The following is a 21999-nucleotide window of genomic DNA, read 5'->3' as shown; positions in this document are numbered from 1 at the left end:
ATGATATTTTAGCGTAGTAACTATCGCCTAAAAAAGGCGATCCAACAAAAAGCCTGCAATATCGATTGCAGGCTTTTTGTATTGTAGAGCGTTTTAGACATATTCAATAGATTTAAAATACACACAGTTGAAATGCTTAAAAATGGTCTTGATAGCACCAAATAATTATTTAGTGATTATCTGCTGTTGTTAAGAATGTAAGCACCAGCGCCACCTACTGCAGCACCACCAAGTGCGCCACGAGCGATGTCTTTGCTATCGCCGCCACTTCTAATAAGTGCACCAGCAGCAGCGCCGGCAGCAGCACCTTTAGCGGTATTGCTCAAGCCACTATTGTATCCATTAGTTGCACAGCCACCCATGATAAGGGCAGAGCTAGTAAGAGCAGTCATTGCGATAGTTTTAGCAAATTTCATAGTATCACCTGTTAGGTTATCAAGTTAGTTTATCAAAATCAAAATACGATATTTTTATTACCACTAATTTTAATACGGATAGTAAGCTGTATTAAAATATTTGGGCAAGTATCTTAGAATAATCTATTGTGCTACCGCAAGACATACAAAGGTCTGCATTAGTAAGGATTACATCAAGGATGTTAAGTATCTCGAAAATTATACTGCTATCAACACGTGATAGCAGAGTATATCTATACTGGCTCCTATACTAACCCATATAATAATTTCTAGGCGTAGTAAAAGCGCTAAGCTTTGCAAATAGCCTGTAAAGGATGTTTCTCCACTGTATCGTTGGTAGGGGTTTTGCTTAGGGTTATTGTATTTGTATTGATAGTAAGCTAACTGTTTTTAAAAATAGTACTTTTGGCGTTTAATAGTGAGGTATTAAGGTCTGTTCTCATTTTTATTGCCATTTTTGAATTCAGGACATGCCTGAATATATATAAAATGAATACAAAACAAAAAGACCGCACGAGTGCGGTCTTTTCTACTTAAGTGGCTTATCTATTGAGTATGGCAAAGCAGCACGGATCTATCATTAGTTCTGTGACTTACGTTTCATCTGCTCAAAGAATTCATCATTGGTTTTCGCTTCTTTTAAGCGATCCAACAAGAACTCAGTGGCTTGTACACCATCCATCGGCTGTAATAGCTTGCGTAAAATCCAAACCTTGCGCAGTTTATCTTCATCAAGCAGACGCTCTTCACGGCGTGTACCAGATTTTTTGATATTAATCGCAGGGAAGACACGTTTTTCAGCCAGATCGCGCTCAAGCGTAATCTCTTGGTTACCAGTACCTTTGAATTCTTCAAAGATAACGCTGTCCATTTTACTACCGGTATCAATAAGCGCACTGGCAATAATGGTCAAGCTGCCGCCTTCTTCAACGTTACGCGCCGCACCAAAGAAGCGTTTTGGACGTTCTAGGGCATTGGCGTCTAGACCACCAGTCAACACTTTACCTGACGATGGAATAACCGTGTTATAAGCACGTGCCAGACGAGTAATCGAATCCAGTAAAATAACCACGTCTTGTTTGTGCTCGACCAAACGTTTGGCTTTTTCGATAACCATTTCAGCGACTTGTACATGACGCTGTGGTGGCTCGTCAAAGGTAGAGGCAACCACTTCACCGCGTACCGTACGTACCATTTCGGTGACTTCTTCTGGACGCTCATCAATCAATAGGACGATTAAGTAGCATTCAGGGTTATTACGAGTAATCGACTGAGCAATGGTTTGTAGCAGCATCGTTTTACCCGCTTTTGGCGGTGCAACAATGATAGAACGCTGACCCTTACCAATCGGGGCGATTAGATCGATAATACGACCCGTCAGATCCTCAGTAGTGCCGTTACCAAGCTCGAGTTTTAAATGCTCAGTTGGGAATAGGGGTGTCAGATTTTCGAAGATAAGCTTATGACGTGAGCGATCTGGGGTATCAAAGTTGATTTCGCCAACTTTCAATAACGCAAAATAACGTTCAGAATCTTTTGGTGGACGAATCGTGCCAGCGATACTATCACCCGTCTTCAGACTAAAGCGGCGAATTTGGCTAGGGCTGACATAAATGTCATCAGGACCGGCTAAGTATGAGCCTTCTGATGAGCGTAAAAAGCCAAAACCATCCGGAAGAACCTCAAGTACGCCGTCACCATAAATGGCTTCACCGTTCCGCGCATGGGTTTTTAGGATAGCAAAGATGATGTCTTGTTTACGGCTACGCGCCATATTATCAAGACCCATTTCTTTGGCGATAGCCAATAGCTCAGCGATTGATTTTTTCTTTAATTCAGTAAGATTCATAGATAGGTCATTAGCAATTGATCAGATGAGAGATGCCATTAGCAGCACAAGTCACGACAGTGATTAAAACAACGATAGTATGGTGATAGAGGGTGCGTGCACAGAGCTGGATTTATGTAGTTTGGATATTACGTGTCAGCTTATATACGAATTGCAATCGTTTATGCAAGGTAATAAGAAATAAGGATAAAGAAGTCTACATAAGAGTCTGCGTCAAAAACTCAATATCAGTAATTGTGTTTAGTCATTTCGTTCAGCAATGGTGTTTATAACGACGATTGTGTTTTTGTTGATAAACACGAGGAGAATAGCGATAAGACAGTTAGGAAAACCGTTAGTTTTCTGTTGTCAGCAGACTATACGGTCTTCACAATAGTATTGTCAATAAATTTTGCCAAAAAAGTCGTCTAATTGAGTTTTTTGCATAAAAAACAAGCAAAAAAGCCACTATCTACGTTAGATAATGACTTTTTCGGCGGTGTTGCTGTCTCTTTAGAATGCTTATGCAAAACGAGCAAGTCTCAACTTAGAGATGCTTGTCTAACACTTTTGCCAATTCAGCTTTTGGCTGCAGACCCATCACTGAATCAACTTTTTCGCCATCTTTAAAGACAAATAGCGTTGGGATATTACGGATACCAAAACGGCTGGCCGCTTGTGGGTTGCTATCCACATCAACTTTGACGATTGTAACTTTACCTTGGTACTCAGTGGCTAGATCTTCTAAAATAGGGGCGATTGCTTTACAAGGACCACACCATGCTGCCCAGAAGTCTACCAATACTGGCACATCTGATTGCAATACGTCTTTGTCAAAGTCGGCATCGGTAGTATGTAAAATAAGGTCTGACATAATTTATCTCTCTTGTTTTATTATTTCTATCGCCATCCATCAACTAATATATTTTTTGCATAATAGAATGATGAGTGACCAAAGAAGCGTTTAGAAGTGGTTAAAATGTGCCATTATATTAACATGTTTGTTCGGGGTTAACAGATGCAGGCTGGTTAAATTGTTTAACAATTACGATTAGCACAATAAATCGACACATAACGACACAGGCATGGTTTTATCTGTCACTTCATAATCCTGTCTGTGTCTTTTGTTCAAAAATAAGCGGTTTATAACACTATATCTATACTCTAATATCTACCACTTAAGACAGCTTTCATATGCAAGCTCATTAATCATTCAAGCCCATTTATATAAGTGCCCATTTTTATGCCTTTTACTGCTGAAGAAGTCAACGCCCTCAATGCTCAAGAAAACGCCTATCCGATTGAGTTTTTTCAAGCATTTGCGCAACAGATTACTGTCTACGAAGATGATGATATTTGGGTGGTTGATAAGCCTGTAGGTCTGTTGAGTGTCGATGGCAAAACGCTCAAGGTCAGTTTACTGGCAAGACTTGAGCGTGCCAATCCCGCAGTCAAGCTGATTCATCGTCTGGATATGGATACCTCAGGGCTGCTCATTTTTGCTAAAAATGCTGCCGCGCAAACCCATATTAGTAAGCAATTCATTGAACGTTTGCCACAAAAAAAATATCAGGCACGCGTCTTTGGAGAGTGGGAGCGTGTCGGCGCAAAGGGTGAGATATCCGTACCAGTGCGCTATGAGCCAGAGACGAAACCGCGCCATATCGTCGATCCTAGCTGGTCAAAGCATGCCTTAACTTTATATGAAGTCATCAGCCATGAGCAATGCAACGGTCAGACAGTCACGCGCGTAATGCTAAAGCCTGTCACCGGTCGTAGTCATCAGCTGCGCGTCCATATGGTGCATGTGGGTCATGTGATGATTGGCGATCCTATTTATGCAGAAGGTACAGCTTTAGCGATTGCGCCAAGGCTTAATCTCCATGCTCAGCAATTGCGTCTCAAGCATCCTACGCTTGGTGCGTGGATGGATTGGGAAAGCCCAAGCCCTTTTTAAATGGATTTATGTCAAATTTTTTAAACCCATCATGCAAAAACAAGGAACGTATTATGCTTGATATGACGGCAGCCAAACAGGCAATTAAGAAACGCTTCAAAGCTAAATCGGCACTCTCAGACACACCAGTGGATTATGAAGTACTGATTATCGGTGCAGGAATTGCTGGTATTGGTATGGCGTGCCGATTGCAGCAGCAAAAACACAAAGGACTGTTTGGTCATAAAAATCCAAGTAAGCAGAAACGCAAATCATCCAAGCAACAGCAGAAAAGTGCACAGCGATTTTTGGTGTTAGAAAAACGAGCAGATTTGGGTGGTACATGGGATTTATTCACCTATCCTGGCATCCGCTCTGACTCTGATGCCTTGACGTTTGGCTACAGTTTCAGACCATGGTTAAATCACAGGATTTTGGCAAAAGGCGGTGATATTAAAAGCTACATCGCAGACACGGCGTGTGAGTTTGGTATCAGCGAACATATTCGCTATCAGCACGAGGTGCAGCAGCTTTCTTGGTCAAGTAGCCATCAACAATGGACGGCGATGGTAAAAAATCATGCCAGCGGTGAGGTGTTTACGGTAACGGCAAAGTTCGTCGTTGGCGCCACGGGTTACTACGATTATAAGCAAGGTTATCGTCCTTCTTTTAATAAAGAAGCAGATTTTCAAGGTGAAATCATCCATCCGCAGCATTGGCAAAATGTGGGTTATGACGATAAGAAGGTAGTTATTATCGGTAGCGGTGCCACAGCGATGACATTGCTGCCAGCTTTGGTGGATGAAAAAGGTGGGCAATGCGCGCGTCACGTCACTATGCTACAGCGTTCTCCCACGTATGTGGCAAGCGTACCGGGCGATGATTATACGCTTGATTGGCTAGCAGGTAAATTTTCACCATTGTCAAAAGAGCAAGCTTATACGCTGCTGCGTACTCGTAATGTATTGATTCAACAAGGTACTTATCGAGCGGCTATATTGGCACCCAAGCTTATGAAAGCGTTATTAAAACGCGGTGTCAAAACAGAGCTAAAAGGTAGCGGTATCGATGTGGCGCATTTTGTACCGAACTATAATCCTTGGGACCAGCGGATATGTGCGGTGCCAGACAGTGATTTATTCAAAGCATTGCATGACAAACGCGCCAGCGTCGTCACCGATCAAATCAGCCATTTTACCAAGACAGGCATTATGCTTGATTCTGGCAAGCATCTCGATGCTGATATCATCGTCACAGCGACAGGACTAAAGCTACAGATGCTTGGCGGCGCTAAAGTATATATCGATGGGCAGGCGATAGATATTGGTTCGTGCATGACTTATAAAGCGGTCATGATTGAAGAGTTGCCAAATATGGTGGCACTGTTTGGTTATACCAACGCCTCATGGACGCTAAAAATCGATTTGGCGTGTCAGTATGTGATGCGACTGCTGGGCTATATGCATCAGCATCGCTATCAAGTGGTATTGCCACAAGCACAGACTAAAGATGCCAAAGCGCTTACGCAGACAGATACGGTGATGGGCGCGCTATCGTCAGGATATGTCAAGCGCGCTCAACATGAGCTACCCAAGCAAGGCGATATATATCCTTGGCGGGTGACAAACAACTATCTAAGCGACCGCATCATGCTCAAACATCGCAAAATAAAAGATGATTGGTTACGTTTTAGTCGTTAAGGTCGCTTGGTTACAGTCGTTTGCTCAATGTTTTTTAATGGCTATTAATAAAATCAGTAACTTGTTTGCTTAAGATCTGCCACAAGGTTTCTTGGGCGCTTTTGCTGCCCCACGCATTATGCGGGCTAAATATAACGCGCGGATGCTTGGCAATGGTCAATAAAGGGTCGTCAGCGGTGATTGGCTCTTGCTCAAAAACGTCGCTGGCGTAGCCGATGATTTGCTCATTGTTAATGGCATCAGTCAGCGCTTGGCTATCCACGATGCCACCACGAGCGACATTGACGATGAGCGGCTGTTTGACCATTTTTGCTAAAGTATCTGCATTAATTAGGTGCTGAGTTTTCTCGTTTAATGGGCAATGCAAGCTCAGTACATCAGACTGTGCCAGTACGTCGTCAAACGCGGTATAGTCGTCATTGCACGGTGCGCGTCCTTGCTGCTCCGCCCACAATACTGTCATTCCAAAGGCACGAGCAATGTCGGTCACGCGTTTGCCAATAGTGCCAACGCCAATAATACCTAGTGTTTTATCTTCTAAATCTATTAGCGGAATATCCAGTAGGCAAAAATTACCGTTTGCTTGCCATGTGCCATCAGCGACTTTTTGATGATAATAAATACCCGCGCGCATGGCGTTGAGCATGAGCATAAAGGTATGTTCGGGCACACTTTTGACTGCATAACCTGCGACATTATAAAGCGCCACATGGTGCTCAACACAAGCGTCTTGATCGACGTTGTTCATACCAGTAGCGGTCAGTTGAATGAGCTTGAGCTTGGGCAATTTGCTTATCACTTCAGCGCTGATTTGCACTTTATTGGTGATAATGATGTCAGCGTCTTTGCAGCGCTCTACGATAACAGCAGCATCTTTTGGGGTGTCATCATAAGTGAGGTAATCGCTGATGCCGTCTGGGGCTGGCAAGTCGATGCCATCAGAAAAGGTGCCTTTATCTAAAAAAACCGCGCGCATGGTTATTCCTTATCTCATTATTATCGTAAATGGGGCTTTAGCTGCTACTGGCTTAATGTAGCACGTTGGTGATTTTAGTCAAAAAGGTCGTCAAAAAATCCATCAAAAAAGTACAAAGCAAAAAACCTCTACTTCAATATTGAAATAGAGGTTTTGTTGATTGAGACGGTAGTCTTTTGTGCTTATTTGGTTTTATGGACTTATAAAGAAAAGCGTTTACGCAATTTGCCAATAAGGCTACGTACGCGACTGCTCAAATCAATACGCACATCGTTTTCAGGGTCATGCTCGACTTCATAGCGTTTGACCAAGTCAGGGCTAGCTTTTAGCTTCGCATGATGCTGAAATGCACGGTTGACGCTAATCTCAAGCAGACTGGCGCGCATCGGTTTCGGCAAGCAGCGATAGACCTGACCTTTATTAATCAAATCAATCAGCAAGCCAGCGTCTTGAAATTCAGTCTGTACCAAAACCACCAAATGCGGCGCATCTTGCTTTAAGGTAAAGATAATCGGCGCGATATTCTCACCGCTGACATTGATATCGGTGATACAAACACCGATATCTTCATTCGCCAAATAATCGTACGCTTCTTCTAAACTCTCAGCGTGCAGTACTTTATAACTGTGAGAAAATTGCTTACGTATTTGCTCAATCAACTCATTGGTTTCATCGATCACCAGCAGCGTTTGCTTATTACCTGAACTGTCGAATTGGTCGGCATCTTCGTCTGGATTATAGGTCAAGGCGATTTCGGTTGCACGTCCGACCACGGTGATCAGCTCTTCAGATTTACAAGGCTTAGTCAAATAACGATAAATCTCACCATCGTTAATAGAGCCAATAATCGCGTTTAAATCGGCATAGCCCGTCAATAAAATACGCATGGTGGACGGTGAGACATCTTTTACTTCGCGTAAGATATCCACACCGACTCGCTCAGGCATCCGCTGGTCACTGACCGCCACGTGTACATGGTTGTTCTTGATATAGTCAATATACTCAGTCGGGTCGGTGGTGATAAAGACGTCATGGGTCTTACGAAACAGCAGTTTCATAGACCGTAAAATGCGTTGTTCATCGTCGATAAATGCCAACTTCGGCTTTGACTCAGCGCTGGTTTCAACTGTGGTTAAGTCATTTTCTAATTCATTCATGATGATATCCTTATGATGATGAATAATAGTCGTTAAATATCTAAATATGTTCTACGTAACAGGGCAGCTGACCCAGCGCTTACGCGACTAGGTTTTGCTCTGTTAAATTATTATTAATCGGCAGTATTAACGTAAATGTGGTGCCAACGCCTTCGGTCGATACGACTTTGATATCGCCATTATGTTGCTCCATAATTTGCTGGCTGATTGCCATACCAAGACCAGTGCCTTCGCCTGCGCCTTTGGTCGTAAAGAACGGCTCAAAGATTTGATTGAGAACTTCTGGACTCATGCCTTTACCGTTGTCGATGACATCAATATAAACATGGTGATCATCGGCACGGGTGCGTACTTCGATCTTGCCATCAGGTTTTTCTCCCATGGCTTGCGCGGCATTGTTCAGTAGATTGACCAAGACTTGGTTGATTTGCGACGGTGAGCATTTCACTTCAGGCGTGGGCGCAAAATCAGTCACAATCTCTTGATGTCTAATGGAGTTGCCAGCGATTTTAAGCGAGGCTTCGATACATTCGCGCACATCGATGGTTTTCACTTTTGACTCATCAAGACGGGCAAAGTTACGTAGATTTAGTACCATTTCAGTGATTTGCTCGACGCCAAATAACGAATCTTTAATCAGCTCTTTTAATTCAGCTGATAGGTCATCTTCTTGGATTTCATCAGAAGCACGGATAATATCCGCCAATAGCTTGTCAATTTTTCCATCAGCCGCCGCGTCAGTTTTAACGCTTTTTAATCCTTGTACCAATTCAATCAGCTCTTCGTATTGCTCAGTTAACTGGCCAATAATTTCAAGGTTATTTTGCACGTATGATAAAGGTGTGTTCACTTCATGAGCAACGCCTGCCACCATTTGTCCCAACGTTGCCATTTTTTCTGAACGAATCAATTGCAACTGCGAGTTTTTTAGCTCTTTTAGCGTTTCTTGCAGCTCAGCGGTACGTTCTTCGACTTTAATCTCTAGCTGTTGGTTGATGTTGGCAAGTTTACCTTCGTTAGACTGGATTCGGTCTAGTAGGTCATTAATAGAGCCGTTCACCAGTCCAATCTCGTTGCGACCTTCTGCGAATTTAACCTCGCTCAGCTTATTGTACTGCTTATTATTAATTAAGTTTTCCGCTTCAGAGATTTTATCAGTGGTTTCTTTCAAGGGTTTGAATGCTAAGAAAGTCAGCATGAAGTAAATGACGCCAGCCGTAATCAATAGTGCTAATGCAATCCAGTTAACCAAGTTTTCGCTGAGATTATCGGCAATGGCGTTAATTTCAGCATCAGGTTGGACAACGATCAGCTTCCAATAAGTCTCAGGAATCTCAAAGACATAGGCTTGACTGCCGTTGTAGTAACTGTCTTTTGCCAGCTCGAAGCTCTGTAATAAGCGGCTGTCCATGGCGTTTTGCTTGTTTTCACCGTTATTTAGGTAAGCGGCGTAGTTCACCAAATAATAACCTTTTGCCGTACCAGTCTCAGCTTTATCAAGCGTGGTCAGTACCTGCTGAACTTGTGGTGAGACGCTAGCGGCGACTTGTTCGATGATCTCATTACGTTGGACATCTAAGAAATCAAGCACGGGTTGCCAAGCAGGGTCTGAGTTGATGACTTGTTTGATATCAAGCGGCGTACCCGTTTTCTCATCAATATAGCTTAAGCGTTCAGGGTTAGAGGAGGCGATCACCTTGTCACTATTATCCAAGAGTAGAATGTAGCCTGAGCCTGAGCTTTCGCTTAACTTGACGATGTTCTCTTGTAGCTGATTCAGCGTAAAGTTAACCGTACTGGCACCCCAAAACTGATTGTCACGCTCGATTGCCACGCCGCAGCTCATCGCAAGCTCGCCTTTGGTTTGGCTGGCGCGCACATGGTTCCAAATACAGCTCTCAGGTTTGAGCAGTTTTAAGACGCTAAACCAATCTTCTTGATAATAAGGGTTGGTAGGATTTGGATCGCTTAACACCGCTTGATAATCGCCGTTTTGACGAACCATCAAAAATGGATGGGTCGCGGTATTTGCCCCAAGTGCGCCTTTTTCAGGCCAAATACCACCACTACCCAGTAAGTTATAATCACGCTTATCAAAGGCATTGGCAGTACTGGTTTGTAAAATCGCCTCTTCTGTGGGCAAGGTTTGCGCGCTTTGCTGTAGTAGCAAGGCACTACGCATTACCCGATTGATATCGGCTGAAATACTATTTACCGCGGTATTGCCACGTTCAGCCACCAATTTTGCAGATTCAAGGCGGATTTTCTCATAGCCCTCTTTATCAACAACATAAACGACGACCGCCAGTACGACCGCAAAAGCAATAAATAAAATAGTGGTTACTTGGGTACTGACTTGATTAAAAAAGCCAACTTTTTTGGAGGCACTCATGATGGTGATAGTCCTTGGATAATAGTGACCACGAAGAAGAGTGCCAATGCTAGGTATTGGTGGCAATCAATCAGGTGGTAATGCGTAATCTTAATTAAAATAGTCTGTACATATGGCAAAAAATTAAAAGTACTGCTTTACTCTTATAACTTAACCGACTTAACTATTGATAGTTTTATAACTTAAAGGACTATAAAAGGCCATACTGTGCCCATAAATCCTTAAGGATAATTAATCATGAATACTAGGCGGCAAAAGAGTATGTGTAGACGTGCGTTTGAATAATTCAGGTAAGAAAGAAGAAATGTTCTATTGCATTTCTTAACAATACAGAATCAATTTTATAATGACAATATTTTTTCTTTACTTGCTAGTCGTTATCTTATTGTTTTATATGACCAACTTATGCTTGGCGTTGATATAATCTTGCAATAATCTGCTCTTGAAAAGTCAACTTAGCGCACTCATCTAGCTGCTAACGTTATATAATGGTCGGCTTTATCTTGCGACCTAGCTAATGAGCTGACGCTGCCGGTATGGCCGGTGACCTCTCAGACTATTAAGTAATGACATCGCGCTAGTGATTCACGCTAGCAAATCTCATTATGAGCTATCTATTTTTTCCTATTATCTGAGTACAAAAGACATCGCCCTATGACTATCTCTATCGCTTCATTGCACAATACTGAATTTGCCGTTGGTCAACGTTATTTATCTGATACGGAGTCCGAGCTGGGCTTGGGTGTGGTCATCGATGTAGATGACCGATGTGTGCACATTCTATTTCCACAAAGTGAAGAGACGCGCGTCTACGCCAAAAATTCCGCGCCATTATCACGCGTGGTGTTTAAAGTCGGCGATAGTATTTCTGATCAAGCGGGTAAGAGCTATACCGTAACCGCGGTCGAAGAAGTGATGGGTGTACTCAAATACAGTGTCGATGAGCATGAACGAGGGATAATGGAAACCCGTCTTGCTGCCAATATCACGCTTGCTAAGCCGCTTGAGCGTCTGCTGGCTGGTCGTATTGAGCGTGGCGATTGGTATGAGCTGCGTCAAGATATCTTGCGTATGCAATCGGCGCTAGCGGGTCATCCGCTTAAAGGTTTGATGGGTGCGCGTGTCGATATCATTGAGCATCAGCTCTATATCGCTCATGAAGTTGGCAAACGTATCGCACCGCGTGTGTTGCTTGCTGACGAAGTGGGTTTGGGCAAAACCATCGAAGCAGGTTTGATTATTCATCAACAGCTGTTAACAGGCAAAGCTGAGCGTGTGCTCATTCTGGTACCAGATAGTTTGCAATATCAGTGGATGATTGAGCTGCGTCGTCGTTTTAATCTAAATTTTGCCTTATTTGATTTGGTACGTGCAGCAGCCATTAAAGAACACGATCCTGAGCAAAACGTCTTTGCCACTGAGCAATGTATCATTGCGGGTATGGATTTATTACTCGATCACCCTGATTTGTACGACCAAGCGATGGATGCAGGGTTTGATTTATTGGTGGTTGATGAGGCGCATCACCTGCATTGGGATGAGGCGCAAGGCGGCAATGATAAATATGACTTGATTGCTGATTTTGCTGAAGAAACGCCAGGGGTCATGCTATTGACAGCAACGCCTGAGCAGCTTGGCGCGCAAAGTCACTTTGCTCGATTGCGTTTGCTCGATCCGGATCGCTTTGATGATTTGGATGAGTTTATCAATGGTCAAGAAGCCTTTGCTGAAACGGCTGCCGTTGCTGGTGTATTGATAGAAGATAAGCCATTGAGCGACAGTCAAATTGCCGCTTTAAGCAGCTTGTTAGACATCAGTCTTGATGAGTTGGCAACGATTAATGATGACGAAAAATTGCGTACTTATGCGCTCAACGAGCTATTAGATCGTCATGGTACAGGTCGTATTCTATTCCGTAATACCCGTGAAAGTGTGAAAGGATTCTATGGTCGTAGCAGCCAGCCGTACCCATTGGCATTACCTGCCGCATGGAAAGACAGCTATCAAACCAATGGTAAATTGCGTGAGCAGCTATGGGGCGAAGAAAACCAACCTGATGGCGGCTGGCTAGAAGATGACCCACGCGTGCCTTGGTTGATTGATATTTTGCGCGGCGAGCTTAAGCACAAAAAAGTGCTGTTGATTGCCCGTAGTGGCGCGACGGTTGAGAGCTTGGAGGCGGTATTACGCTTACATGCTGGTATTAAAACCGCTATCTTTACTGAGCAGATGACCTTGCTTGAGCGTGACCAAGCAGCGGCGTTCTTTGCTGATAGCGAAGGCGCGCAGATATTATTATGCTCAGAGATTGGTTCGGAAGGTCGTAACTTCCAGTTTGCAAGTCAGCTGATATTGTGGGATTTGCCAGCCAATCCAGATACCTTAGAGCAGCGCATTGGTCGCCTAGATCGTATCGGACAAACGCAGCAAATTATGCTCCATGTGCCTTATGTACAGGGCACAGCACAAGAGCGACTGTATCATTGGTATCACGACGCGCTGAATATGTTTAATCAAATCTCTCCAACAGCGCAGAGCGTGCAAGAGCAGTATATCCAAGAGTTAAAGCCCCTGCTTGAAGGCGCGGATACTGACGAGAACCGTGCGATACTACAAGATATCATCGAAGAAGCGAAGCAGACGCGCTTGGGGTTAGAGGCACAGCTACAAGCGGGTCGTGATCGCCTATTAGAATACAACTCGTGTCGCCCACGTGTTGCCAAACGTATCGCTGACGCCATGCGCGATTTTGATGGTCATAATCTACTGCCGCAGTTTATTGAGCGCTTTTTTGCCTCAGCCAATATCGATCACAATATCCAGCGCGATGGCTCGTGGGTGATTGCTCCGATTGACAGCACTGAAATTAGTGATTATATCGATGGTCTGCCACTCGGTGACGAAGACGGTATGACGTTGACATTCGAGCGTGAGCAAGCACTACAGCGTGAAGATATCGAATTTATCACTCATGAGCATCCATTGATGCGCGCGATTTATGAGTTGGCGAGTACCAGCACCTTTGGTAATACCACGGTGGCGATGCTAAAAAGTTCTGCTGTACCACAAGGTATGGTACTGCTCGAAGTGAATTTCCGCGTTGAAGCCATTGCGCCAAGGTTGCTCAATTTACCCGCGACGCTGACCACGCAAAATATCCGCGTTTTTATCAGTGAGCAAGGCAGTGATTTGTCCTCGCGTATCAGTGCGGAGATGATTATGCCGCATATTGAGCGTCTGGATAAAAACCGTGCTCGCCAAGTCATTAAAGTACGCGGTGATGTGATTGAGCAGCGTTATTATGAAGCGGAAGAGATTGCCCGTCAGCAGCTTGCTGAGATTGGTGAACAAGCCAGTGCCCGTTTTAGCCAGCAGTGGTCACGTGAAATCAAGCGTCTTAAGCATCTACAAACGATTAATCCTAACGTACGCCCTGCCGAAATTGAGCGCTTGGAGCAGCTAAAAGCCCAAGGTGAGCAAGCACTAGGGAGTCTATTATTAGTCCCAGACTCTATCCGTGTGTTAGTGGCAGTGAAGCCATAAATTAAAATGCTCAAAAGAACGAGATGTTTAATAGCATCTCGTTTTTTTATGATTAATATCGTTTATATTAGGACGCGCCCTAGGGCATGTTAAGCAAAAATATCAACATGGTATTGCCAAGTGAGCGTCGCTCTCTAGTCAAAGCCATCGATATTGGGTAAGATGTTTATCTTTTCGATTTATAGCCCGTTTGCTATAAAAGGGTGACCGCGTCTCGTGTGAAGTATCACATATACCTTTGTACTCGATTGCTTTGTACTTCTTTTAAGCTGAAACAACGATATAATAAATGCTGGTGATAGCGCTGCTATGACCGTGTTTTTTGCGCTAAAATTTTCGTGTTAAATCTCTCTTGTGCATTTTTAGCAAGTGATTTCATATTATTTTACATTCAAATGCAAAGTGTCTTTTGTCTTTCGCGATATGATATTGATATCGTTGGGTGCGTATTTTCAGATACTTAGCGTTTTTGATAAAAATAAGGAAACCTATCGTCATGTCCGATTATTCGCAATTGATTGATGAGCTGCTAGCTACTGTAGCGCTTATTGAAGTGACCCCCGATGTCTTTGAGGGTAAGAGCCATGACTATGTTGGCAGTCGTATTTTTGGTGGACAAGTGCTCGCCCAAGCCATCATGGCGGCGGCGCATACACTGGACAAAGACAAGCCCTGTCATTCACTGCACGGGTATTTTTTGCGCGGTGGTGATATCACGCAGCCAGTGATTTATCAGGTACGCCGCTTGCGTGACGGTCGTAGTCTGTCTGCGCGTGAAGTGACGGCCATTCAGTATAAAGAGGTGCGCGGTAAAGCGCCTGTTGAGCAAGTCATATTTTCAATGATAGCCTCGTTTTCGCCGATGGAAGAGGGTTTAGAGTATCAAGAAGACATGCCTGTCTATCCGCCACCGGAGGATTTACTGGCTGAGCAAGATTTAAAAGAAGAGTATGTCGGAAAAGTGCCAGACGCACTCAAAGCCCGCTTTATGCGCCGTCGCCATGTCGAAATTAAACCCGTTAAACCGCGTGATCCGATTCATCCAGAGCCAATGAAACCTAAGCAAGCCAACTGGTTGCGTATCCGCGAATTGGGTAATCAGCCTGTTGCGATTCAACAAGCGCTGTTGGCATTTTCCTCCGATTTTTATCTGGTTGGTACAGGGCTGATGTCACATGGTGTCAGCTTTATGACCAGCGGATTGCAAGCGGCTAGTATCGACCACTCGATGCATTTTCATCGTGATTTTGATTTAAACGGTTGGATGCTATACGACATGTGGAGTGATACTACGTCTAATGCTAAAGGCTTGAATCATGGACAGTTTTGGCAAGATGGTAAGCTGGTGGCTACGGTACAACAAGAAGGCTTGATGCGTTTGCGAGTACCGAAGTCTTAGTTTTCTAGATATTCATCATAGTTGTTAAATTAAAAATGACTCACTATCAATAGTGAGTCATTTTTTTATGGTAGACATGGCGATTTTTTAAGCAGTTGATTTTGTTATTAGGATAGAAATATGGATTTTATGATTATTCTAAAATCTTCACCATCGCGCGTGGCAATCCAAGTGCTGCCTGAGCATCAACAGCATTTAACCAATTAATATTGATCTCTGCTGCTTGCAACGCTTCAGTTATTTCAGCCGTTTGCTTAGCCGTTAAAGTCACCAATTGCGGCGTCAAATACCAATGAAAATGGGTCAGTGAATGCTTGATAGGGGCATCGTCTAATAAAGTCTTACTGACTGCTTTTGCTGCCAATTTATGCTTATCTAACCACTCGTTAATAATTTGCTCGGCAGTAGTGAATTCTGCTTCATAGACTTTTTCATTACTAGCAACTTCCAATAGCCTATCATCGCTGTCTTCTGGTTTTTTAGCAGTCGCCGTCTTAGTAGCTTTGCCTGCAATTTTTTCAACAAACTGTAACGGCAAACTCCACAGTCCGCCCCAAATGCCATTATCCGGGCGTTGTAGCCACAGTATTTTGCCATCAATATCTTCAATCAATAACGCATTGCTAAACTTGCTGGGTTTGGGTTGCTTTTTTGCTTTGACTGGATAATCTGTTTCGCGCCCCTCTGCATGTGCCAAGCAGTCCTCTTGAAGGGGACATAATAGGCAGGCAGGTTTGCTACGCGTGCATAATGTCGCGCCCATATCCATCATCGCTTGCGCGAACAATCCTGAGTCATCGACAGGCGTTAAACGCTCTGCCAATGCCCATAGCTCTTTGGTGGTGGCAGACTTGGTAATATCACCGTCAATCGCTGCCCAACGCGTCAAGACACGTTTGACATTACCATCACAGATGACGCCATAACGATGTAAGCCCATCGCCATAATCGCGCCAGCGGTCGATGGCCCAACGCCAGAGATGGCTTCCCACCCTGCTAGCGTCTGCGGAAAGTCGCCCGTCTCATCAATGACTTCGACCAGTTGTTTCGCACCTTTATGCAAATTACGCGCGCGCGCATAATAGCCAAGTCCTGCCCAATGCTCCGCAACCGTATCCCATTCTGCGGCGGCTAAATCTTGCACGGTCGGAAACGATGCCATAAAACGGGCAAAGTAGGGCAGCACTGTCGTTACTTGCGTCTGCTGTAGCATGACTTCGGATAGCCAGACGACATAAGGATTGGGCGCGTCGGTTTGGTGCTGCTGCCAAGGTAGGTCATGGCGACCGTTTTCGGCGAACCAATCGAGTAGGCGCGGGGCGAACGAATCGAGAGAAGTACCGAGTTGAGTAAAATTATTTTCTATCGTTGTAAGGTTTGCAGTGGGGGTAAGCTGAGTCATATCATCAATTTTTGGCATATTAGTGTATGAATTATAACCGATTTTTGAGAGAAATGAGTTGATATCGCTGTTGTGCGCTGCTCGAGATTACCACGATGTAAGCGTCTTTTGAGGGTGAGTGTTAAAAAATAGAGTATGTAACAGAAAACTTAATGTAGAGTTGCAAATTTATAAAGTAAATCTTACAAAATTAAGTGAATTTTGTAGAAAAATTAACTTATCATTGTTGTGCTTTTTGCAAGATTATGACTCTCACTCTCACTCTCGCTAGGGTCGCAAGAGCACCTTTGAGTTAACGATAACTCATTGTCTGGTTTCATCAAATACGATTATTAAAGCTCACCAAGCATCATTTCAAACAAATGCTCACATGTATGAGTAATATTTAGGACTCTTTATGAAGTTAATCTCGAATTATTTATCTAAAGCAATATTGGCGCTAGCAGTCATTGGCTGTTCAGCCAACGTTTTGGCCGCCAAACCAAATCTAGTATTACAACAGCCCAATGTTTCTTTAGAGTTGGCCAATGAATTAATCGATGCCACCATGGCAGCCTGTCACGCAAAGGGCAAATCTGCCGTGGTCGCGGTTGTTGATCGTGCTGGTAATTTAATCGCGCTACAGCGCGATGATAATGTTGGTCCGCACAATACTGATGCTGCTGTTCGCAAGGCATTTACGGCATTATCTACCAAAACGCCTTCACGCACTTTGGCGGATAATGCTCGCGCTAATCCAGACTCAAACAACTTGAATACGGTAAATGATTTACTGCTGATCGGCGGTGGTGTGCCGTTAAAGTTTGGCAATGATGTGATCGGCGCTATTGCAGCGGGCGGCGCAGGCGGTGCAGTACAAGATGAAGCTTGTGCGTTGAAAGCTATCGAAAAAGTCATGCCTAAACAGAAGTAGTTGATGGCTTAGATACTGCTAAATGATTGAGATATCATCGAATAACTTCGATATCGTTAGCAGTAAACATAAAAAAAGCCCTTAGGGGCTTTTTTTGTATGAGCTCTAAAATGATTTTAGGCAGCTAGCATTATAGACAAAAAGGATTGTCGATTTACTTACGATTCTTCCGCGTTTTCAAACGACGTAAGCGTTTTTCTTCTTCTTTGGCGATTCTTTTTTCTTCTGCTGCTAAGCGTTGCTCGGCGACGACGAGTTCTTCAGCTTCAGACATGGCTGGCGTCTCAAGCGTAATACGCCCAAGCTTAGCGCTACGTAACTCGTTGATCAAAATCTCAGACATGCGGTAGGTATCGACTTGATTGCCCGAACGTACACAGCCACGATTGCGTCCAGCGACTTCAAAAAACTCCCAATCAGTCTTTGGTAGCGCTTCAATTTTGTAGCGGGCTTTTAGCAGCTCAGGATAGGCTTGCATCAAGTATTCAGCGGTATAGCTGGCAACATCAGCGAAATCAAAAGCCGTATCACGAATACCGCCCGTCGCTGCCAAACGATAGCCAGAGTTTTCGTTTTCGACTTTTGGCCATAGCATACCGGGCGTGTCATAGAGCATGATGTCATCGTCCAGCTTAATCAATTGCTGCGACTTAGTGACCGCTGGCTCATCACCAGTTCTTGCCACAGCGCGTCCAGCCAAAGTATTAATCAATGTTGATTTACCAACGTTTGGAATTCCCATAATCATGGCTTTGATTTGGCGACCCGTGCCCACTTTATTGGGCACAAGTTGTTTACAGATGGCGATGATACGTTTGACATCATTGGCTTTATCAGTATCGCAAGCAATGGCTTTCACACCGCTTTGCTGCTCAAGATAGTCCATCCAAGCTTGGGTCAACTCAGGATCAGCAAGGTCGGCTTTGTTCAGGATTTTGATGACGGGTTTTTCGCCGCGCAATGCCGCGACCATCGGGTTTTCACTACTATATGGGATACGCGCATCGATCACCTCGATGACCAAATCCATCTGCGGCATGATTTCTTTGATTTCGTTACGGGCTTTGTTCATGTGCCCAGGGAACCACTGAATACTTGCTCTCTTATCCATCTGCTTTCATAACCTTTTATAAAAAATGCGCAAAGTAAGACGATCGTCATTTACTTTTCATGGTGTCCAGTTTACTACAGAACCACCTTGCTCACGCTACAATTTCGCCCAACCAGATGCGCGATTACTCTTGAGCTGGATTTTCTATTTCATCGCGGGCAGGAGGTAACGGTGCAAGATAACCAATTAATAGTATTAAGCTGCCTGCGCCAAGGAAAGATATCACTCGCCAAATCGCTTCAGTCTGTGACAAATCAACCAATACCAGTTTGAGCACGACGATACCTAATAGCCCAATCCCCATAAACCAAAGCGTCCGCTGCCAATAGCGACTGGCGACGATGGTGGCGACTAAAGCTAAGAGCGTCCATAAAATGGTCAGTCCTGTCTGCACTTGCTCGCTATTCCATGCGCCGCCCTGAGCGCTGTCCCAAAGCGGTGTACCGATAAAGGCGTGTAATGTTCTAACTAACATACTGGAAATCAGCCAAAAGCTGATAAGACCTAATACAATCAGTAAATTATCGGCGATAAAGTTTTTCTTGGTATGATTATTTATATGGATATCAGCATTCGCTATGCCGAGCTTTTGGTTATGCTGCTGATTTAGGTAGTAAACACCAAAGCCAACGAATAGCGCCAGAATAGAGCTAATGTCGTATAAATTCAATAGCGGAAAATATGACATATCCCAAATTACACCATCATAAGACCAGTTGGTAATGATGACCCAACTTAAAGCAATGGGCGCAAAGATAGCCGCGCAGCTCAATAGCGCTTGTTGCCAATCAAACCAGTACAGTGGGCTTTGCTTGCATGCCTTGTTTGTACGCGTATTTTGCTTGGGATAATAAGCATAACGATGACAGCACCATAATCCAGCCAATATTAAAATGGCTGGCATCAATACAGCCATCACCCCAGCGGAATCTGCTAGTCCATAGTGGGCGGCGGCAGCAATGATTAGAATGCTAGCTCCCAGCCAGCTTGTGCCATCATAGCGTGACAGCTCGGAGTGGTCGTACCATATCTTTAACCACGATTGTCCGATAATCAACCAACCAACGATTAAACCAGTCAATAGTAGCCAATCTGCTGTCTGCCATATTAAATGAAACTCGAATTTTTGCGGCAATTGTATGACGAGCATGAGATAAAAGACGATCGATAAGCCATGGCTAAGTTGTCTGATTTCTATCCACGAGCGATAACGATTGATTGTCCAATAAATGGCAAGGCTGACCAGTGCTGCGAGTGCAATCATGGTCGTCGTTGCCAGTGTCCAACTGGCAAACCACTGGTTAAAATCAAGCAGCAGCACTTGTAGTAGCCATGCTATAGCCGTAAAGGTCAAAAATCTTATAAGTATAGGACTGTGCCAAACAAGATTAAATACTGTGCTGTGGCTGTTGATTGAGGTTAGCCATTGCTGTGCGGCTTGGGTGCTAATACCTAATGCGTTGGCATAGGTTGATATCGCATCTGGCGTGGCGTTTTGCTCTTGAGAATATGTTGAATGATTATCTAAGCTATCATTTAAGTCTTCGTTCAAACTATCATTTAGCATAGCTGGCGAGTTGTTCGTGCGTAAAATAAATACAGTGGCTAGATAAGTCATAGCCGAAATGGTTAAGGCCAATGTTGGATAATCCTGAATGGCGAAGACCACTTTTACCATCAGCATACCTATACTGATTAGTTGCAATAATAAACCAAATAACACTGACCACGCTCGCAATGAACGCCGTCCAAACCAGACCAGCGCCACTCCTTGTACTGACCAGCCAAAGGCAATCCATTCAGCATCGAATGCCAGCGGAATGACCAACGCCAAAAAGCCAAACCCTAATGCCAACATGCCCTCGGTGATTAAGGCATAACGCTGGCTACGCTGCACAAACAACCAGCCGAGTCCTAAATAAACAGTGGCTAAAATAGCACTAGCGATGGTTAAGGCATTAGGAATATCATCTAATAATGCCGCAAATAAACCAAAGGCTAATATCGGCACTGAAAATAGTAAGCCAGTATCAATAGGGAATACATAGCTATTATTTCTTACGTGAACGCTATCTAAATGCTTTACGTTGTCTGCGTTATCTGTCTGGATGATGTCTGTTTCATTAAGGGTATTGTAGGCAATGATTTGTTGGGCGTAGCGAATGACAACAAACAGATATAGCAGTAAGTGTAAGGTGACCAGTAAGACTAAAGACCAGCGCTGCGCCTCAATGACCGTGCCCAAATTCTCACTGATGCCCCAGTAGTACGCCAACCCAAAGGTCACAGTGACACCGAATAAATTCAGTATTTTCCATGGGCGGTAATGCGCGATAATCGCAATCGTCACGTTCAATAGTAGATAGTAACTAAACAATACCACCAAACTACCCGTGTCTTCACTGGTCAAAATAGGCGCAAAAAACCCACCCGATAATGCCAACAAAGCCAGTGGAAAGGCATTTTGACGTACGGCGAGTGCAATGATAATCGCAGATAATAGCCCAAGCCCGATAAAGCTTGGTAAGTTAGGCAGAACTTGGTAAACGCTATAGGCAAAAAAGGTCGTTAAATACGCAATCGCTAAGCCTGCGCCTTGTAGGGTGATGCCATAAGCAAAGCGATTTTTTGCCAATTTTAGACCTAATGCTGCCAGACCTAAACCGAGGATGCCTATCGCTAAAAGCTTGGACGCTATCGACACTTCGATATAGTCGCTTAACAAGCGAAGTAGTAGCACCACACCGATAAGTAAGACGATCACGCCAACGCGCACGACTAGATTGCCGCCAAAAAACCAGTTTTTGATAGAGTGAATCAGCGAAGTGACGATAGGCAGTGAGCGTTCATCCGGCTCTATGGGCGATGGTTTTTTTGGAGAAGGGGCTGGTTTCGGGTGAATCGTAGCAGTAAATAAAGGAGGTGCTGAGTCAAATAGCTCCTCGATAATAGGTTGGGGCGAGTGAGTCTCAGCTAGCGTTTGAGTCATTGGTTCAGTATGAGCGTCTACGTCATTATCGGCGTTATTATTCATAGAGCTGACACGGTGTTGCTGCGCTTGTAACTCATCTTGCAGTTGCGTGATGTCTTGTTGAAGCTGATCAACGCGTCGCTTTAGTTTATTGTAAAAAACGATAATCACTACTAGACAAACAAGCAATACAAACCCGCTGATATCAGACATAGCGCTACCACACCGTTACTCAATATTTGATGGCTTGATGAT

General features: G+C 44.1%; 14 protein-coding genes. 5 read left to right on the top strand and 9 right to left on the bottom strand.

Annotation, left to right across the window (positions count from 1 at the left end):
* Positions 1-176 precede the first annotated feature (176 nt).
* The 3 genes from B2575_RS08285 to trxA form a co-directional block, all read right to left on the bottom strand.
* Positions 177-416, bottom strand: a complete 240-nt coding sequence (locus B2575_RS08285) for a hypothetical protein (protein ID WP_055125335.1) — start codon at positions 414-416, stop codon at positions 177-179.
* Positions 417-996: 580 nt separating this feature from the next.
* Positions 997-2265, bottom strand: coding sequence for a transcription termination factor Rho (gene rho, locus B2575_RS08280; protein ID WP_055125334.1), 1269 nt, complete (start codon positions 2263-2265; stop codon positions 997-999).
* A 526-nt stretch (positions 2266-2791) separates the two neighbouring features.
* Positions 2792-3118, bottom strand: a complete 327-nt coding sequence (gene trxA, locus B2575_RS08275) for a thioredoxin (protein ID WP_201502828.1) — start codon at positions 3116-3118, stop codon at positions 2792-2794.
* 369 nt (positions 3119-3487) lie between these two features.
* On the opposite strand from trxA, the gene B2575_RS08270 reads away from it, so the two are divergent.
* Both B2575_RS08270 and B2575_RS08265 read left to right on the top strand, forming a co-directional pair.
* Positions 3488-4201 carry an RluA family pseudouridine synthase gene (locus tag B2575_RS08270; protein ID WP_296241182.1) on the top strand — a complete coding sequence of 238 codons (714 nt, stop codon included), beginning with the start codon at positions 3488-3490 and terminating at the stop codon, positions 4199-4201.
* Between the two features lie 53 nt (positions 4202-4254).
* Complete coding sequence (locus B2575_RS08265) at positions 4255-5880, top strand: flavin-containing monooxygenase (protein ID WP_296241180.1); 1626 nt, start codon at positions 4255-4257, stop codon at positions 5878-5880.
* Between the two features lie 34 nt (positions 5881-5914).
* Here the strand turns inward: B2575_RS08265 and B2575_RS08260 are convergent, their stop codons facing one another.
* From B2575_RS08260 to B2575_RS08250, 3 genes are all read right to left on the bottom strand, one after another.
* Entirely contained in the window at positions 5915-6856 is a 942-nt protein-coding gene (locus tag B2575_RS08260; RefSeq protein WP_296241178.1) for a D-2-hydroxyacid dehydrogenase, read from the bottom strand.
* Between the two features lie 200 nt (positions 6857-7056).
* Positions 7057-8013 (bottom strand): response regulator, encoded by a 957-nt coding sequence (locus B2575_RS08255; RefSeq protein ID WP_045445938.1) that lies wholly within the window; start codon positions 8011-8013, stop codon positions 7057-7059.
* 79 nt (positions 8014-8092) lie between these two features.
* Positions 8093-10405 (bottom strand): sensor histidine kinase, encoded by a 2313-nt coding sequence (locus tag B2575_RS08250; RefSeq protein ID WP_296241174.1) that lies wholly within the window; start codon positions 10403-10405, stop codon positions 8093-8095.
* 654 nt (positions 10406-11059) lie between these two features.
* Here B2575_RS08250 and rapA point away from each other — a divergent pair.
* Positions 11060-13948, top strand: a complete 2889-nt coding sequence (gene rapA / locus B2575_RS08245) for an RNA polymerase-associated protein RapA (protein ID WP_296241172.1) — start codon at positions 11060-11062, stop codon at positions 13946-13948.
* Positions 13949-14444: 496 nt separating this feature from the next.
* On the top strand, positions 14445-15347 hold the full coding sequence (locus B2575_RS08240) for an acyl-CoA thioesterase (RefSeq protein WP_296241169.1): 903 nt from the start codon (positions 14445-14447) through the stop codon (positions 15345-15347).
* Between the two features lie 133 nt (positions 15348-15480).
* Here the strand turns inward: B2575_RS08240 and mutY are convergent, their stop codons facing one another.
* Complete coding sequence (gene mutY / locus B2575_RS08235; protein ID WP_296241167.1) at positions 15481-16749, bottom strand: A/G-specific adenine glycosylase; 1269 nt, start codon at positions 16747-16749, stop codon at positions 15481-15483.
* Positions 16750-17146: 397 nt separating this feature from the next.
* Here mutY and B2575_RS08230 point away from each other — a divergent pair, with 397 nt between their 5' ends.
* Positions 17147-17662 (top strand): GlcG/HbpS family heme-binding protein, encoded by a 516-nt coding sequence (locus B2575_RS08230; protein ID WP_296241165.1) that lies wholly within the window; start codon positions 17147-17149, stop codon positions 17660-17662.
* 154 nt (positions 17663-17816) lie between these two features.
* Here B2575_RS08230 and ylqF read toward each other — a convergent pair whose 3' ends face one another.
* Positions 17817-18773, bottom strand: coding sequence for a ribosome biogenesis GTPase YlqF (gene ylqF, locus B2575_RS08225; protein ID WP_296241163.1), 957 nt, complete (start codon positions 18771-18773; stop codon positions 17817-17819).
* 124 nt (positions 18774-18897) lie between these two features.
* Positions 18898-21957 carry a DUF2339 domain-containing protein gene (locus tag B2575_RS08220; protein ID WP_296241160.1) on the bottom strand — a complete coding sequence of 1020 codons (3060 nt, stop codon included), beginning with the start codon at positions 21955-21957 and terminating at the stop codon, positions 18898-18900.
* Positions 21958-21999 lie beyond the last annotated feature (42 nt).

Source organism: Psychrobacter sp. UBA6739 (genome assembly GCF_002453835.1).
GTDB lineage: Bacteria > Pseudomonadota > Gammaproteobacteria > Pseudomonadales > Moraxellaceae > Psychrobacter > Psychrobacter immobilis_A.
Note: the sequence above shows the minus strand (reverse complement) of the source record. Positions and strands in the feature narration are given on the sequence as shown.

What these genes read in the sequence shown, in the direction of transcription:
- B2575_RS08250 (WP_296241174.1), bottom strand. Translation starts at nt 10,405, where the DNA reads ATGAGTGCCTCCAAAAAAGTTGGCTTTTTTAATCAAGTCAGTACCCAA.
- B2575_RS08255 (WP_045445938.1), bottom strand. Translation starts at nt 8,013, where the DNA reads ATGAATGAATTAGAAAATGACTTAACCACAGTTGAAACCAGCGCTGAG.
- B2575_RS08260 (WP_296241178.1), bottom strand. Translation starts at nt 6,856, where the DNA reads ATGCGCGCGGTTTTTTTAGATAAAGGCACCTTTTCTGATGGCATCGAC.
- B2575_RS08270 (WP_296241182.1), top strand. Translation starts at nt 3,488, where the DNA reads ATGCCTTTTACTGCTGAAGAAGTCAACGCCCTCAATGCTCAAGAAAAC.
- B2575_RS08285 (WP_055125335.1), bottom strand. Translation starts at nt 416, where the DNA reads ATGAAATTTGCTAAAACTATCGCAATGACTGCTCTTACTAGCTCTGCC.
- rapA (WP_296241172.1), top strand. Translation starts at nt 11,060, where the DNA reads ATGACTATCTCTATCGCTTCATTGCACAATACTGAATTTGCCGTTGGT.
- rho (WP_055125334.1), bottom strand. Translation starts at nt 2,265, where the DNA reads ATGAATCTTACTGAATTAAAGAAAAAATCAATCGCTGAGCTATTGGCT.
- B2575_RS08230 (WP_296241165.1), top strand. Translation starts at nt 17,147, where the DNA reads ATGAAGTTAATCTCGAATTATTTATCTAAAGCAATATTGGCGCTAGCA.
- trxA (WP_201502828.1), bottom strand. Translation starts at nt 3,118, where the DNA reads ATGTCAGACCTTATTTTACATACTACCGATGCCGACTTTGACAAAGAC.
- B2575_RS08240 (WP_296241169.1), top strand. Translation starts at nt 14,445, where the DNA reads ATGTCCGATTATTCGCAATTGATTGATGAGCTGCTAGCTACTGTAGCG.
- B2575_RS08265 (WP_296241180.1), top strand. Translation starts at nt 4,255, where the DNA reads ATGCTTGATATGACGGCAGCCAAACAGGCAATTAAGAAACGCTTCAAA.
- B2575_RS08220 (WP_296241160.1), bottom strand. Translation starts at nt 21,957, where the DNA reads ATGTCTGATATCAGCGGGTTTGTATTGCTTGTTTGTCTAGTAGTGATT.
- mutY (WP_296241167.1), bottom strand. Translation starts at nt 16,749, where the DNA reads ATGACTCAGCTTACCCCCACTGCAAACCTTACAACGATAGAAAATAAT.
- ylqF (WP_296241163.1), bottom strand. Translation starts at nt 18,773, where the DNA reads ATGGATAAGAGAGCAAGTATTCAGTGGTTCCCTGGGCACATGAACAAA.